At 31.7% G+C, this 15,217-nt stretch carries 16 protein-coding genes; all 16 read right to left on the bottom strand.

The window, feature by feature from the left end; all coding sequences use genetic code 11:
• Positions 1–4: 4 nt before the first annotated feature.
• The 16 genes from uvrB to C661_RS0104335 all read right to left on the bottom strand — a co-directional run bounded on the left by uvrB (position 5) and on the right by C661_RS0104335 (position 14,824).
• Positions 5–1,990 carry an excinuclease ABC subunit UvrB gene (gene uvrB, locus C661_RS0104410; RefSeq protein WP_017414093.1) on the bottom strand — a complete coding sequence of 662 codons (1,986 nt, stop codon included), beginning with the start codon at positions 1,988–1,990 and terminating at the stop codon, positions 5–7.
• A gap of 12 nt (positions 1,991–2,002) precedes the next feature.
• On the bottom strand, positions 2,003–3,319 hold the full coding sequence (locus C661_RS0104405; RefSeq protein WP_017414092.1) for a PDZ domain-containing protein: 1,317 nt from the start codon (positions 3,317–3,319) through the stop codon (positions 2,003–2,005).
• A 319-nt stretch (positions 3,320–3,638) separates the two neighbouring features.
• Positions 3,639–4,877 carry a S41 family peptidase gene (locus tag C661_RS0104400; protein WP_017414091.1) on the bottom strand — a complete coding sequence of 413 codons (1,239 nt, stop codon included), beginning with the start codon at positions 4,875–4,877 and terminating at the stop codon, positions 3,639–3,641.
• A gap of 382 nt (positions 4,878–5,259) precedes the next feature.
• Positions 5,260–6,153, bottom strand: a complete 894-nt coding sequence (gene ftsX / locus C661_RS0104395; RefSeq protein WP_017414090.1) for a permease-like cell division protein FtsX — start codon at positions 6,151–6,153, stop codon at positions 5,260–5,262.
• Positions 6,143–6,829 (bottom strand): cell division ATP-binding protein FtsE, encoded by a 687-nt coding sequence (gene ftsE / locus C661_RS0104390; protein ID WP_017414089.1) that lies wholly within the window; start codon positions 6,827–6,829, stop codon positions 6,143–6,145. Before ftsE ends, ftsX begins: the two co-directional genes overlap by 11 nt.
• Before the next feature lie 272 nt (positions 6,830–7,101).
• On the bottom strand, positions 7,102–7,479 hold the full coding sequence (locus tag C661_RS21300) for a hypothetical protein (RefSeq protein WP_017414088.1): 378 nt from the start codon (positions 7,477–7,479) through the stop codon (positions 7,102–7,104).
• A gap of 90 nt (positions 7,480–7,569) precedes the next feature.
• Complete coding sequence (locus C661_RS0104380; RefSeq protein ID WP_017414087.1) at positions 7,570–7,767, bottom strand: DUF4250 domain-containing protein; 198 nt, start codon at positions 7,765–7,767, stop codon at positions 7,570–7,572.
• 165 nt (positions 7,768–7,932) lie between these two features.
• Positions 7,933–8,871, bottom strand: coding sequence for a transketolase family protein (locus C661_RS0104375; RefSeq protein ID WP_017414086.1), 939 nt, complete (start codon positions 8,869–8,871; stop codon positions 7,933–7,935).
• Positions 8,871–9,698, bottom strand: a complete 828-nt coding sequence (locus tag C661_RS0104370) for a transketolase (RefSeq protein ID WP_017414085.1) — start codon at positions 9,696–9,698, stop codon at positions 8,871–8,873. The genes C661_RS0104375 and C661_RS0104370 overlap by 1 nt, the downstream gene beginning before the upstream one ends.
• A gap of 402 nt (positions 9,699–10,100) precedes the next feature.
• Complete coding sequence (locus C661_RS0104365; protein ID WP_017414084.1) at positions 10,101–10,466, bottom strand: type II toxin-antitoxin system PemK/MazF family toxin; 366 nt, start codon at positions 10,464–10,466, stop codon at positions 10,101–10,103.
• A 15-nt stretch (positions 10,467–10,481) separates the two neighbouring features.
• The gene (locus C661_RS21295; RefSeq protein ID WP_017414083.1) at positions 10,482–10,745 is read right to left on the bottom strand and encodes a hypothetical protein; all 264 of its coding nucleotides are present in this window, start codon (positions 10,743–10,745) and stop codon (positions 10,482–10,484) included.
• 147 nt (positions 10,746–10,892) lie between these two features.
• On the bottom strand, positions 10,893–12,056 hold the full coding sequence (gene alr / locus C661_RS0104355) for an alanine racemase (protein ID WP_017414082.1): 1,164 nt from the start codon (positions 12,054–12,056) through the stop codon (positions 10,893–10,895).
• 35 nt (positions 12,057–12,091) lie between these two features.
• Positions 12,092–12,709, bottom strand: a complete 618-nt coding sequence (locus C661_RS0104350; protein WP_017414081.1) for a germination lipoprotein GerS-related protein — start codon at positions 12,707–12,709, stop codon at positions 12,092–12,094.
• 167 nt (positions 12,710–12,876) lie between these two features.
• Positions 12,877–13,779, bottom strand: a complete 903-nt coding sequence (locus tag C661_RS21290) for an NAD(P)H-hydrate dehydratase (protein ID WP_017414080.1) — start codon at positions 13,777–13,779, stop codon at positions 12,877–12,879.
• On the bottom strand, positions 13,745–14,155 hold the full coding sequence (gene acpS / locus C661_RS0104340; RefSeq protein ID WP_017414079.1) for a holo-ACP synthase: 411 nt from the start codon (positions 14,153–14,155) through the stop codon (positions 13,745–13,747). The genes C661_RS21290 and acpS overlap by 35 nt, the downstream gene beginning before the upstream one ends.
• A 318-nt stretch (positions 14,156–14,473) precedes the next feature.
• The gene (locus tag C661_RS0104335; RefSeq protein ID WP_017414078.1) at positions 14,474–14,824 is read right to left on the bottom strand and encodes a DUF6514 family protein; all 351 of its coding nucleotides are present in this window, start codon (positions 14,822–14,824) and stop codon (positions 14,474–14,476) included.
• Positions 14,825–15,217 lie beyond the last annotated feature (393 nt).

Genomic DNA, 15,217 nt, shown 5'->3' with positions numbered 1-15,217 from the left:
AATTTTATAACTTATACTTTTTTTTCAATCGTAGAACTTCGTCTCTGATTCGAGCCGCTGTTTCAAACTGTAAATCCTTTGCAGCTTGTTTCATTTCCTTCTCAAGTTTCTCTACATGTTTTCCTAAATCTACTCTATCAGCTTCTAGTGCTTCCTCTAAACTTCCATATTCTACAACCTCTTCTGCCACGGCAGTAGATACTTCGATTACATCTCTAATATCCTTCATTATAGTTGTAGGAGTTATTCCATGTTCTTCATTATACTCCAACTGTATTTTTCTTCTTCTATTGGTTTCTGATATGGCTTTATCCATTGAATTAGTTATATTGTCTGCATACATTATAACCTTGCTGGCGGAATTTCTAGCAGCTCTTCCAATAGTTTGTATAAGAGAGGTTTCACTTCTTAAAAATCCTTCCTTATCTGCATCTAAAATTGCTACTAGTGCTACTTCTGGTATGTCTAATCCTTCTCTTAAAAGGTTAATTCCCACTAAAACATCAAATTCGCCTTTTCTCAAATCCCTTATAATTTTCATTCTTTCAATGGTATCTATATCTGAGTGTAAATATGTAGTTTTCACTCCCATTTCTTTAAAATACTTAGTTAAATCCTCTGCCATCTTTTTTGTAAGGGTAGTAACAAGAATTCTAAAGCCTTTTTCAATAGTATTATTAATTTCCCCATATAAATCATCAATTTGGCCCTTTATGGGACGTATAATTACCTCTGGGTCTAAAAGTCCTGTTGGTCTAATGATTTGTTCTGCTGTATTTTCACTATGTTCAGCCTCATACTTACTTGGAGTAGCACTAACAAATAGCACTTGATTTAGCTTTTGTTCAAACTCATCAAATTGTAGCGGTCTATTATCATAGGCTGAAGGAAGTCTAAAGCCATATTCCACTAAGGAAGTCTTTCTAGATTTATCTCCTCCATGCATAGCTCTAATCTGAGGAAGAGTTACATGACTTTCGTCTATAAATAATAAGAAATCCTTTGGAAAATAATCAATTAAGGTCTGTGGTGATGTTCCTGCTGGCCTTCCATCTAAAATTCTAGAATAGTTTTCTATCCCCGAACAATATCCTACTTCTCTCATCATCTCTATATCAAAATTAGTTCTTTGTTTTAATCTTTGAGCTTCCAAAAGTTTATCCTGATTCTTAAGGTCCTCTAGTCTTTGTTCAAGTTCCATTTCAATTTGCTTTATAGCAATTTCTAACCTATCCTTGGAAGTTGCAAAGTGAGAGGCTGGGAAAATAGCAACATGTTTTCTGCCAGAAATTATTTCTCCTGTCAATGTGTCAAATTCCCTAATTCTATCTATTTCATCTCCAAAAAACTCTACCCTTATACCTTTACTAGTAGATGATGCAGGAAAAATATCTAAAACATCTCCTCTAACCCTAAAGGTACCACGTACAAAGTTAATATCATTTCTTTCATATTGTATATCTACAAGTTGTCTTATAACCGCATTTCTATCCTTTTCCATACCTTCTCTTAAAGATACAGTTAGCTTCTTATATTCCTCTGGATTACCAAGTCCATAAATACAAGATACAGAGGCAACTACTATTACGTCTCTCCTTTCAATTAAGGCAGAGGTAGCAGAGTGTCTCAGCATTTCTATTTCGTCATTAATTGAGGCATCCTTTTCGATAAAGGTATCTGTTTGAGCAACATAGGCCTCTGGTTGATAGTAATCATAGTAAGACACAAAATATTCTACTGCATTCTCCGGAAAAAACTCCTTAAATTCCGAACAAAGCTGAGCCGCTAAAGTTTTGTTATGTGCCAGTACCAAAGTTGGTCTTTGCACCTTTTCAATAATATTTGCCATAGTAAAGGTTTTTCCTGAACCAGTAACTCCTAACAGAGTTTGAAACTTTTTATCTTCTCTAATACCTCTTGCTATACTCTCTATTGCCTGTGGTTGATCCCCCATAGGTTTAAATTTTGAGTGAATTTTAAATCCTGTCATATATTCACCTCATTATTCTTTATTTTCCTTATCTTCATCATCTTGTTCTTTTTTTCTTAATTTATTTAAAACATCAGTAAAGTTTCCCTCTTCTGTTTTCATTATTCTTGACTTAGATGGAATATTTCTAGGAACGATGACAATTCCTATTCTTCCCTCATTGCTTACTTTTGTATGACTTATTTCTCTAATTTCACCATTTGCCTTTTTAATCTTCATCCAAATATAATTAGGAATAGTTTCTAGAAAACTAAACATCATTTCATCGGTAGTTATCTTATTATCGTTAATTTCAAGTATTAAATCTCCTGACTTTAGTCCCATGGTACTAGCCAAGGACTTTGGTGCTACCTCAAGAATTCTTATGCCTTCTTCATTACTAGAATACATAGGTTCATCATTTCTCTCAGTATACTTTTCAAAGGCTATCATTGCTTCATGAGCTAGAGGTGTAATTATAAGTAATAATAATTGAACAACAAAACCATAATTACTAAATATAGATAATGCTGAAACAAAGATTCCAAACCCAATAATTAAAGCTCCAGAAAAAAGAGTTTTCGCTGTTTTACTCTTTGTAAAAGTTACTGAAGAATATCCAACTCCAGCAAATAAAGGTAATGCACCAATTATCATGGTTTCAAACAAAGCTTTATTTGCACCGTGATTTACTATTGGCCACCACTGTGGTGTCGCCACAGCTTCTCCGGATATAAAAGTTCCACTAGTGGCCTCCATCATCATAAGTATTGCCACTGGCAGTATCCATTGTCTTTTAAAGGCAAATCCACCTACAATTTTCCTATCTCTTCCCCCAAATACTGGAATAGCTCCCCTTTTTCCATCTAATATTACTAATATTCCTTCTACTACATGCATTACTCCTATTAAGAGCAAAAGACTTGTAATATCTACTTTTAGTAAATTTAGACTTGGATTATTTAAGAATTTCGAAGCTATATTCAATAATATAGAAGTTACTCCTAATACAGCGCCTGAATAAGACAAGCAAAGAAACCTAGGATTAAAAAACATAAGTAAAATAGATATCATGAAAACTATGTAAATATTGGAATTCACGTGGAATACTACACCCAAATATGTAAAAATCATACTAGCTAAAACCCCTCCAAATATCCCCATGACAATTTGGGAAATGGTAAGTTCGAAGGGAGATGTAGAGTTTTCACCCATAATTAACTTTTCTAAGGTAGCAGTTTTTTTATTTTTAATATAAAAAACAATTCCCATCATTATTAAAACAAAAGCATAAGATGGCTCAACAATAGCATAAGAAACTTGTGTTAAGGTATAAATAAGTAGCTCCATGTTTAACGCCTCCTCTCACATTATGCTAACTACAAATATACATATATTATATCAATAAGTAACTAAATTCAACACTTTAATTATTGAGTATTAAGCTTAATACTCAACACAAAGCTAAAAGCTCATTAAATGATGAACAAGTTCATTTTATTCAACAACTTTGGAAGCAGATCTAGGTTGTAACCGAAATATTCACCTTGAAATTCCATAGAAATTAAGTATCCACTTTTCCACATAAAAATAACCAATGTAATGCAAGTTTATTATGCATCCTTATTTGTTATTCATATTATGTGCCCAGCAGATACTTAATAAAAATTTATTTCAACTTTTCTCTAGCTACTTCTAAAGCCTTTTTGAATTGGGGATCTGAATCCCTATTATAAGGTTTTTCTTTTAACTCTTGTGGATAAAGCACCTCTACATCTGGTGCTATTCCTATACCATGAATGTTTTGTCCATTTGGAGTAAAATACTTAGAAATTGTAACCTTAAGAGCTGTTCCATCTCCAAAGCCATCCTTATCTCTATAGAAAGTAGTTTGAACAACACCTTTTCCAAAGGTCTTCTCACCTACTAAAGTTCCTAAGCCATAATCCTTAATTGCTCCAACAAAAATTTCTGAGGCACTAGCAGAACCTCCATCAATTAATATAGTTAATGGCATTCCTTCAGCAATTCCTCCTATAGAGTCATAATTCTTTTTATTTTTTTCTTTATCTTCGGTGTATACTATATTCTTTCCTTTAGTCACAAAATTAGAAGTCATTTTTACTGTTTGATCTAATAGTCCACCAGGGTTTTCTCTTAAATCTAATACTAAGCTCTTCATTCCTTTTGTAGTTAAATTTTTCAGAGCATTATCGAAATTACTTGCAGTGTGTTCATCAAACATTGAAACTTGAATATACCCAATACCATTTTCAAGAATTTCACTTTTAACTGTTACCATTTCTATTTCTGCCCTTTTTGCTTTAACCTCAAAGGTTCCCCTAGTCTGTCTTGAAAGGCTTAGTTTAACTTCTTCTCCTGCTTTACCCTTCATCATAGAAGTAGCTTTCTCCATGTCTTGAGCTGTTACAGTAATATCATTAACGCTTTCAATTACGTCACCTTTTAAAATTCCTGCCTTTTCAGCCGGAGAATTTTCAAAGGTTGATATAACTACTATCTTGTCTTCCTTAGCACCAATCTGTAATCCAAGTCCTACATAAGTTCCACCAGTTTGAGTGGCAAAATCTGAGAACTCAGCTTCATTCATAAATACAGTATATGGATCCTGTAGAGCTGCAGCCATTCCCTTTGCGGCTCCCTCAACCAACTTATCTTTGTTAATTTCTCCAATATAATACTTATCTATCTTATCCTTTATGGTATATAGCTTTTCAAAATCAATTATATTTTCGTAAGTTTTTCTGCTAACTAATACCTTTCCATTAGGCATTTTAAAAGAAATAAGATTTGTAATGCCAAAGGTAAGGACATTGGTAAAAAGCACTATTGCCACAGTTCTTCTTATCCATTTTCTTTTTTCACTTTTCATATTCCCATTGTCCATGAAATCCACCCTCTCTATATAGTCCATATATATTATGTATGTAAATACTAGATAATTATAACACTTTCAGGTAATTTTTAATAATTATTTTAAAGAAATAATTATTAAGTTTCTCTTAGCTCTACCACATTCCCCAAACACACGTTCTACAACATTAACATTAACATATCTTTTATATGTATGCAAGAGAGACTAAGAAATTTTTTCTTAGTCTCTCTTTAACTTAATATTATCTTGTGTTAAATCTATTTTATAATACACTTCTATAAAATTCTATGTGTACAAAAATCTACATGATTTTAAAATATGTCTTCAGAAAATACTTTTAATTTTTCTTACTTCACAGTAAACTTTATAAATAAATTTCTTATCTAAAAAGATCTTAAACCTTTAAGAACTTTCTCATTGAAATAATACTTCCTACAGTTCCTATGAACATACCTGATAGAATAAACTCCCAAATTACTACTTTCCAAACATAAGATACCCCTATTAAAGAGAATCCCATTAATGCCTGAGAAGGCAATTTACTTACTAATAAACTATAAACTATGCTCAGGATAATAGTAGAAATTATCCCTCCAATTATACCAAGCATAACACCTTCGATAATGAATGGCCATCTTATAAACCAGTCTGTAGCACCTACATATTTCATTATTCCAATTTCACGTTTTCTTGAGTAAACAGTAATTTTTATAGTATTACCAATTAAGAACAGAGACACAATTATGAATACTACAAATGACACAGCTCCAACTACTTTTACTGAATTAGTTAAGGCTGAAATTTTTTCTATTATATCCCTAGCATCTCCTATGCTTTCAATTTCTTCCGCATCCTTTACAGCTGCTATTATAGCATCTACTACCTCTGGCTTATTAACTTTTACAGTATAAGAGCCTGGAAAAGGATTTTTTTGTTCAAAGCCAGCTGTTAAAACTTCAGCATTTTCCTTGAACTGTTCCTTAACTTTTTCTAAGGCTTGTTCTTTAGTTTCAATATTTACTTCCTTTACTCCCTCAATTTCCTCTAAAGTCTTTTTAAGAGAAGTTTTTTGTTCCTCTGTGATTTCATCTTTCAAAAACACCTTTACTTCAACCTTAGAACCTAACTGTTCCACTGCCTTATTAACATTTACCATGGTTAAGGTTATTACCCCTAAAATAAATAGTGTAGCTGCTACAGTTGCAACAGAAGCAATACTCAAAGTTTTATTTCTTCTTATACTCTTTAATGCATCATTAAAAAAATACTTAACTGAATCAAATTTCATATCCGTATTTACCCCTTTCTTCGTCTCTAGCTACTGTACCTTTTTCTATAGCAATAACTCTTTTTTTCATGGTATCAACAATATCTTTAGCATGAGTTGCCATAACAATAGTAGTGCCTGCTCTGTTTATATCACTGATAATGTCCATAATCTCTAGTGAAGTTTCAGGGTCAAGATTTCCTGTAGGCTCGTCCGCAATTAAAAGAGATGGGCTATTTACTATAGATCTAGCAATTGAAACTCTTTGCTGTTCTCCACCAGACAATTGGTTTGGAAATGCATTTCTCTTTTTTGTTAGTCCTACCATTGCTAGAACTGATGGAACTTTCTTTTGAATTTCTCTCTCACTAGCACCTATAACTCTAAGAGCAAAAGCTACATTCTCGTATATGTTTAAAGTTGGTATTAATCTAAAGTCTTGAAATACTACTCCAATCTTTCTTCTATAAAAAGGAACTTCCTTGTGGGTAAGCTTAGTTATATTAGTATCTGCAATTATAACTTCTCCCGCCGTTGGATCTATTTCCTTTAATAACATTTTTATAAAAGTTGACTTTCCTGCTCCACTAGGCCCTACAAGGAACACAAATTCACCTTTATCTATATTTATATTTAAATTTGATAGTGCAAGAACATTATTATCATAAACTTTAGTTACATTCTTAAATTCTATCATGTAAATTCTCACTCTCCTTAAAATTTTATTCTTTAATCAATGCATAGCCTAAATAAATTAACCATATTTTTTATTATATAGTTAATTTAAGCTGTTTTTGTGCAAATCAAATCCATGTGCGTAAAAAATATATGTTCATTATAACATAAAAATACAAGATAAAATAATTAAAACCAAAAAATATAGTGAAAAACATGTTATTTTGTATAAAAATTAATGGAAATGTTGTAATAACATTTCCATCTTCGACAAAATTTTCTTCTAATTTTCTTTTATACGAAATACATATACCATAATCCTAAATCAAACATAAGAAAATAAAATAGTATTAGTGTACAAATACACATTATTGCTCCAATTAAATTAAATTTCACAAAATACATTCTCCACTGTTTTTGATAATTTAAAGGACCAAGGGTATCTGGTTTTAAAAATGCTAAAGCACAAATAAACAAACCAAAACATGACATAATTATACCAGTGCTTCTAACCCCTCTTAGTAAAACGTACAAAGATATTGGATTTTTGCTTATTAAACAATATATAGTTGTAGCTACCAAACCAATTAAAATTGGTAGAAGGACAATTTTCAAAGAAAGTTTTATGCAGTATACGAAATCCTCAAAAAAATTAGCTATTGCTGTTTTCATAATTACTTCTCTCCTTACTGTGATAAAATTCTTTAACTTTCAAACAATTCATCAGTGTAAAAATTATATCACAATTTGTCTGAAAAATCACTAAATCATAGATATAAATCTATTAGTTCTACAATCATATTCATAGCCTATTTCACTTAATTTATGTTGAATTTCTTTTATTTCAATATTATAGTAGAGAGCAAAATCCTCTAAAGAACTAAACTCATCTCTTAGTTTCATATTTACTATACTTAAGGCCATATAAGAATCCATTTTTAATAAAGTATCTTTATCCATAAACTTTTTCTCCTTACACCACGTTATTTTAGCTCTTAGTGAAAACTTTCAAGGTAATAGTTAAGTGCTATTTATAAAACTAAAGGTGGATTTTAAAATCCACCTTTAGTAGTTATTAAACTTATTTTAAAATTAACCTTAAAAACTAATTTTATCTTAAAAATTTTATTTTAATTCAAGTCCTTTTTTAACTGCTTTTACTATATCTTCAGAAGTTAATCCATAGGCTTTTAAAAGCTCTGCAGGTTTTCCACTCTCACCAAAGGTATCCTTTATTCCAACTCTTATTACTGGCACAGCATGTAAAGATGTAACAACCTCTGCAACTGCTGAACCAAGTCCACCTATTATACTATGTTCTTCTGCAGTAATAATAATTCCTGTTTCCCTCGCAGCTTTTCCAATTAACTCTTCATCGATAGGTTTTATTGTGTGAATGTTGATAACTCTAGCCTTAATTCCTTCTTCAGCTAAAATATTACATGCTTCAAGAGCAGCATCTACCATTATTCCAGTAGCAATTATAGATACATCTTTACCCTCTCTTAAAGTCACACCTTTTCCAATTTCAAATTTATAACCTTCGTTATCATTAATAACTGGCACACCACTTCTACCTAATCTTACGTAGCATGGTCCATTATATTTTGCTACTGCCTCAATAGCAGCTTCAGTTTCTACTGCATCACTTGGGCTAATAACAACCATATTTGGTATACTTCTCATTAAAGATATATCTTCAACTGATTGGTGGGAAGCTCCATCTTCACCAACGGTAATTCCTGCATGAGTTGCACAAACTTTTACATTTAATTTTGGATAGCATATTGAGTTTCTGATTTGTTCAAAAGCTCTTCCTGCTGCAAACATAGCAAAAGTTGATGCAAATGGAATTTTACCACAAGCAGCAAGCCCCGCTGCTACAGTCATCATATTTCCTTCTGCAATCCCCATGTTTATAAATCTATCAGGGCAAACTTTTTTAAAATCTGCTGTTTTAGTAGATTTTGATAAATCCGCATCAAGTACTACTATATTTTCGTTTTCTTGACCTATTCTAGCAAGTGCTTTTCCGTAGGCTTCTCTTGTTGCTATTTTACTCATTATGCTTCCCCTCCAATTTCACTTAACGCTTGTTCACATTGTTCTTTATTAGGAGTAGAACCATGCCATCCTGCTTCATTCTCCATGAAAGATACGCCCTTACCTTTTATAGTTTTGCATACTACCATAGTAGGTTTATCCTTAACCTTTTTACCTTCTTCAATAGCATTTTTTATCGCCTCTAAATCATGACCATCTTCAAGAGAAATCACATTCCATCCAAAAGCAACAAACTTATCTGCAATTGGATTTGGATTCATTACATCTTCTACATCCCCATCAATTTGAAGCCCGTTGAAGTCAACAAAAGCAGTTAAATTATCTAATTTATAATGTGCTGCTGCCATAGAAGCTTCCCAAACTTGACCTTCTTCAAGTTCACCGTCTCCTAGCAATGTGTATACTCTATATTCCTTTTTATCTAACTTTCCAGCAAGAGCCATTCCTACTGCCGCTGAAATTCCTTGACCTAAGGATCCTGTAGACATATCTACACCTGGTATGTAATTCATATTAGGATGTCCTTGTAACATTGATCCTAATTTTCTTAATCCCATTAATTCTTCTTTATTAAAAAATCCTTTTTCAGCAAGAACACTATATAATACTGGAGCAGCGTGTCCCTTTGAAAGTACAAATCTATCTCTGTTAGGATCTTTAGGGTTTTTAGGATCTACATTCATTTCATTAAAATATAATGTAGTCATAATTTCTACTGCTGATAAGGAGCCACCTGGGTGTCCTGAACCTGACTCTGTTAACATTTTAATTATGTCTTGTCTTATATTCTTAGTAATGCCTTTTAATGACTCTAGTGATTTTTTCATAGTATACCTCCTAGATTTACTTCTATAGTTTATTATAACAATTTTCTTCTTTTTAACAACAGTTTGTTGTAATTTAACAACATTTTATTATAAATAAGTGGACAAATTCTCCTTGAAAAAGAAAATTTGTGTTACTCTAATAATGTTTTATTATCAAATTATGTGATTTTTACCCTATATAAGTGTTATTTGTGATACTTTAATTAGCTTTTCCTCACTATCGCACTCTAATTTTTACTATTGTCACAATATTTTTTCATTTAAAGTGTGGCAAATTAACTTCTTTTATATAACCAATTTATTTAATTACAAGTATTTAAGTAATTATAACTCCTCTTCACTACATAGTTTTTAAAAATAGAAAGACTGCTAGCTAATAATCTAACAGTCCATTTTCTTGTATTAACTTTTACTTTTAACCTTTAAGTCTAAACTGATCATCAATGCAACATCTACTTTTTCCATGTCATCATCGGTCATATGACCAATTTTTTCCTTAAGCCTTCTTTTATCTAAGGTTCTCACTTGCTCTAGCAAAACTACTGAATCTTTATTCAAACCATACTCTTCTGAAGATATTTCCACATGAGTAGGGAGTTTCGCCTTATTTATCTGAGAAGTTATTGCTGCAACAATTACAGTAGGACTATATCTATTTCCAATATCATTTTGAATAATGATTACTGGTCTAATCCCACCTTGCTCTGAGCCAACTACAGGACTCAGGTCAGCATAAAAGATATCTCCCCTCTTCACAACAGTTGTCATGAGGCATTCACTCTCCTAAAGCCTAGCTTCATATTCAATTAAATCATACATATCATTTTCAAAACCAATTTCTGCACTCTCTAGATTCAACTCCGCCATAGCTAAATAGCCATGCTTCATATCTTCCAAAAAGGTTGAAGATTTTCTTTCTTCTATATATAGTATTAAACCTTTATCAATAAATCCACTATTTTTTTTACTTTCTTTTTGAAAAGCTTCATTAAATTCTTGGCAAAAAGTCTTTGAGAGTTCTGCAATCAATTTCTTTGAATTAGACATGGAAATTTAATACCTCCTGTTAACAATAACAACTATATGTACAGATTAATTATAATTCAACAACTGTCATTATGTCAAAGAAATTAAATCATATTTCTACTTTTTCCAACATTTTTTTAACACTTTTCTTCTATAATTAGGACTTATTTATACATAATTCCTTATTTTTATGATTTTACCTTGTTTTTTGTAAACTCTTGGAACTCTTTTACTTACTGCACAAACTACCTCGTAACTTATAGTTCCTAACTTATTGGCGATATCATCGGCGGTAATGACGTTGTTATACTCATCTTCACCTATAAGTATAACCTCATCTCCTACTTTTACTCCTTGAATATCAGTAATATCTATCATACACTGATCCATGCAAATTCTTCCTACTACTGGTGCCAATTTGCCCCCAACAATAACTTTTGCTTTTTCAAACAGCAGTCTGGTAAAACCATCTGCGTACCCAATAGGCAAAGTAGCAATCACACTTTCTCTCTCGGTTATAAAAGTTCTTCCATAACTGATATATTCACCTTTTCCTAAGGTCTTTACGTGCACTATATTTGCCTTTATGGACATTACAGGTTTTACCTTTACCTTTTCCATAGCTACTTCCTGAGATGGATAATACCCATAAAGTATAATTCCTGGTCTCACTGCATTATAATGAACTGTTGGTAAATCTAATACTGCCGCACTATTGCTTAAGTGCTTTATTGGAATATTTACACCTAATTCTAATAATTTTTCATTAAACTCATTATACCTTTTAACTTGCAATAACGAATAAGTTTTATCAAAATCATCTGAGCAAGAAAAATGAGTAAAAAGTCCTACTATTTCTACATTAGGTAACTTACTTATTTTATATACCTCCAAAGCACTTTCCTCATAAGGTAAAAATCCAATTCGTCCCATGCCTGTATCCACTGCTATATGAATTTTAGCAATCTTATTGGCATGAACTGCAACTTCAGATAAAGCTTCTGCATCACTATAAGTATAAATAGTTTGCTCAATATCGTAGTCAAGTATGCTTCCGTATAAGGTAGGTGGTGTAAAGCCCAATATCATAATAGGTACATTAATCCCATTTTTCCTTAACTCAATGGCTTCAGTTACAATTGCCACACCAAACCTATTAGCACCATTCTCTAAAAGCACAGGCGCTATATCTACTGCTCCATGACCATATCCATCTGCTTTTATTATTGCTATTATATCTTCACTCGTCGATACTCTTCTAATTTCCCTCATATTATCTGCAAGTACATCTAAATTTATTTCTGCCCATACAGGCCTTAAATCTTTAAACAACTTATTCACCCCACTAGTCACTTAGAGGAATTAGGTTATAATTCCTCATCATTAATTTTCTCAGTCCAATTGAAGTTGTCATAAGTGTATCTTACTCTCTCTTTTTCTTTTTCATCGTAAATCACTAGCTTCTTAGGTAAGTTGTCCTTTATACTTACGTACATAATTCCTTTAAACAAATTTCTATTGCTTCCTGGAATTAAAACCTCTATAAGTAATAGTTCTTCATCATTAATGGTTTCTTTTTTATAGCCCAGATCTTCATTTGTGTATATTAATCCTATGTATTCTCCAATAAAACCATATTTTAATACTTCATCAAAAGCCTTGTCAACTTTATAGTCTCGTTTGTTTTCCTTATCTACTACTATTACCTCCTCACCCCTAAAGGTGAAGGTTCTTCCCTCATTAAGATCTAGTTTATAAGCTACATCCTTCTTATAAACCTGATGTCCTTTATAAACAAGAGTTTGCATATCATTAACCACTTCTATGGTCACATCACTTTTATACCCTTGTTTTTTAGATAATGTAGTAATTATATCCTCTGGATCTTGTGGTTTTGATATCTTACTAATTCCAACCCCTATAATTGCCAAAACTATAAAAGTTGTCATGATCCCTAGTAGTGTAAAAATAATTTTTTTCTTCACAATTGCCCTCCAAGTAATTTATACACTACTATATTTATTATAAAAAGTAACATTCTATAACCAGCAATTACCGGTATTATGACAATTATACCTTGATAAAATAACCTAGGTTGTTTTGTGCACTTCTTGAAGTTTATTGGATTTTAACTTGCAAAACATATTCTTTTTTATTTATTTCTCATAATATCTTTTATTATGAATGGTAACTCTTGTATTAAATGAGATGCATTAACACAAAACATATCTTCAGCTAGCTTGTCCCCGCAATAACCATGAATATAAGCTGCCAAGTAAGTAGCTTCTAAAGGTTCATATCCCTGGGCAATGAAGGATGCAATAATTCCTGTTAACGTATCTCCCATCCCCCCTGATGCCATTGCACTATTTCCTGTAGTGTTTATGAATACATAATCACCATCTGTAATTATAGTTCTATAACCCTTAAGTAATAAAATTATATCATTATCCTTTGCAAACTTCTTAGCTATTTTTACCTTATCTTCTTTTACTTCATCTACAGTGAGCCCTGTAAGTCTTGCCATTTCACCATAGTGCGGAGTAAGTATCACTTTATGATTTTTGCACTGTAAAAGTTCTAAATTGTTTTGTAAAACATTCAAACCATCTGCATCTATTATTATTGGACAGTCACTTTTTAAAATAGTTTCACTTAAAATATTATAAGTCAGTCTACTATTACCCATACCAGGGCCAATTGCTATAACATTGCTTTTAACTATAATATTATTTATTTTTTCTGTATCCTCATAACTTAAAGTCATAGCTTCCGTAAGCTTTACACTCATAATATCCTGAAGTTCCTTTGGAGTACAAAGAGTTACAAGTCCAGCTCCACTTCTTACTGCTGCTTGAGCTGTTAAATAAGCTGCTCCTGCATATCCTTTAGAGCCTGCAATTATGAAAACTCTTCCATAATCCCCCTTATATCCATCCTCATTCCTAGGTCTTATTACATCTTGTATCATAGTTTCATCTATCTTTATCTCCCTACTACTAAATATGAGGGAGCTTAATTTATTCTTCTTTAGTATATTCAAGGTCCTTTCCATGGGAATTCACCTCCAAAACAGCATAAGCTATTGCACTATCCTCTCCATGAGAAATGCTTAAATGCAAATTATATTCCCCTTGTTTTTCAGCAATTAACTTTGCCTTTCCCTTCAATACAACAATAGGCTTTCCTAGAGTAGTACTCTCGATTATAATATCCTTAAACTCGAAGCCCCTAAAACCTGTGCCTAAAGCTTTAGACACAGCTTCCTTTGCTGCAAATCTTCCTGCTATGTACTCTGGTCTTAGATTTCTACCTTTAAGGTACTCTATTTCTTCACTAGTAAAAATCCTTTGTAAAAATCCTTCACCTTTATCTAATGCAGATTTTATTCTTCTAATCTCAATTATGTCTACTCCTACACCTACTATCACAACACCACCTCCTTCTTTCATTAAATAATGAAAAAGTTCCTCAAGGAACACATTCATTTTCACTAACAATTATAAAATAAATTTAAAGAACCAGTATTTAGCAAAGGAATATTTAATCACTTAAAACATACATTAATAATCCTAGGACATAGATACCTTATATGCAAAAACCACCCTTACGAACCTTCTATTTGCACTTAAAATACCCTTTCAAATTTTAGGTTCTTTTAAATATATTACCATAAAACTTAATCTTATTGTATAGACTTCAACCATGAAATTTAATTTTGTATAAAAAATAAGGGAGTGAAATCTCCCTTAGCAACTAGCTATTCCTTTAAACTCTTCATCAAAATCACTTATATATTCATCTATATATTCTCCAGCAATATCTATGAAATGGATTGGTGATACAGTATTATCGCTTAATAACTTTAATAATGTTTTTACCTTATGTCTTTGAGGACTAATATATTTTTCGCAATCGCTATAGATTTTTTCAATATTCCCATTAACTACACCTTGTGTTTCTATCTCAATTCCATATGCTTGTACATTTCTTTGGTTACCATCAACTTCCATAAGAAAATCACTTTTCAGAAGTTTATATACGTATGTAAACTCTCGTCCCTCTTCCAATACCTTATTCATTAAAGTTTCAACTACCACTTCGATAACCCCCTTGTTATTACTAACTCTATGAATAAATTTTAACACTTAAAAAACAAAAATTGTGTCACTTAATGGTGGGAGTTTTTAAAGATTCTCCCTTAAAAATGACACAATCATCATGAAATTGATATATCAACATAGTATAAATCAGAGTTTTTTCCTTGTATTTCCATTTAAGTAGTCATTATAGTTCTTTTCGTGTCGGAAAACACTAAATTTGTTGAAGCTTTTTTGTAAAATAGTCGCTACCTTTTTGTAAAAATCATTCATTTAACTCTTCAACCTTTTTGTAAACTCCTATGTTTTATCAATTTAACGTCAACCTTTTTGTAAAAATCTTTCCTAAAAAGTTACTTTAATCAATATGTAATTTATACATTTGTCGAAAAA

It is taken from the genome of Clostridium tunisiense TJ (assembly GCF_000300195.1).
In the GTDB taxonomy this organism is placed as follows: Bacteria; Bacillota; Clostridia; order Clostridiales; family Clostridiaceae; genus Clostridium_J; species Clostridium_J tunisiense.
The sequence above is the reverse complement of the archived record's forward strand: the minus strand, read 5'-3'. Positions and strand labels throughout refer to the sequence as shown.

Excerpts from the sequence above, each read along its gene's own strand:
- C661_RS21290 (WP_017414080.1), bottom strand. The coding sequence starts at position 13,779 with ATGGAAAGGACCTTGAATATACTAAAGAAGAATAAATTAAGCTCCCTC.
- C661_RS0104405 (WP_017414092.1), bottom strand. The coding sequence starts at position 3,319 with ATGGAGCTACTTATTTATACCTTAACACAAGTTTCTTATGCTATTGTT.
- C661_RS21300 (WP_017414088.1), bottom strand. The coding sequence starts at position 7,479 with ATGAAAACAGCAATAGCTAATTTTTTTGAGGATTTCGTATACTGCATA.
- C661_RS0104380 (WP_017414087.1), bottom strand. The coding sequence starts at position 7,767 with ATGGATAAAGATACTTTATTAAAAATGGATTCTTATATGGCCTTAAGT.
- C661_RS21295 (WP_017414083.1), bottom strand. The coding sequence starts at position 10,745 with ATGTCTAATTCAAAGAAATTGATTGCAGAACTCTCAAAGACTTTTTGC.
- C661_RS0104375 (WP_017414086.1), bottom strand. The coding sequence starts at position 8,871 with ATGAGTAAAATAGCAACAAGAGAAGCCTACGGAAAAGCACTTGCTAGA.
- ftsE (WP_017414089.1), bottom strand. The coding sequence starts at position 6,829 with ATGATAGAATTTAAGAATGTAACTAAAGTTTATGATAATAATGTTCTT.
- uvrB (WP_017414093.1), bottom strand. The coding sequence starts at position 1,990 with ATGACAGGATTTAAAATTCACTCAAAATTTAAACCTATGGGGGATCAA.
- C661_RS0104365 (WP_017414084.1), bottom strand. The coding sequence starts at position 10,466 with ATGACAACTGTTGTGAAGAGGGGAGATATCTTTTATGCTGACCTGAGT.
- C661_RS0104400 (WP_017414091.1), bottom strand. The coding sequence starts at position 4,877 with ATGGACAATGGGAATATGAAAAGTGAAAAAAGAAAATGGATAAGAAGA.
- C661_RS0104370 (WP_017414085.1), bottom strand. The coding sequence starts at position 9,698 with ATGAAAAAATCACTAGAGTCATTAAAAGGCATTACTAAGAATATAAGA.
- ftsX (WP_017414090.1), bottom strand. The coding sequence starts at position 6,153 with ATGAAATTTGATTCAGTTAAGTATTTTTTTAATGATGCATTAAAGAGT.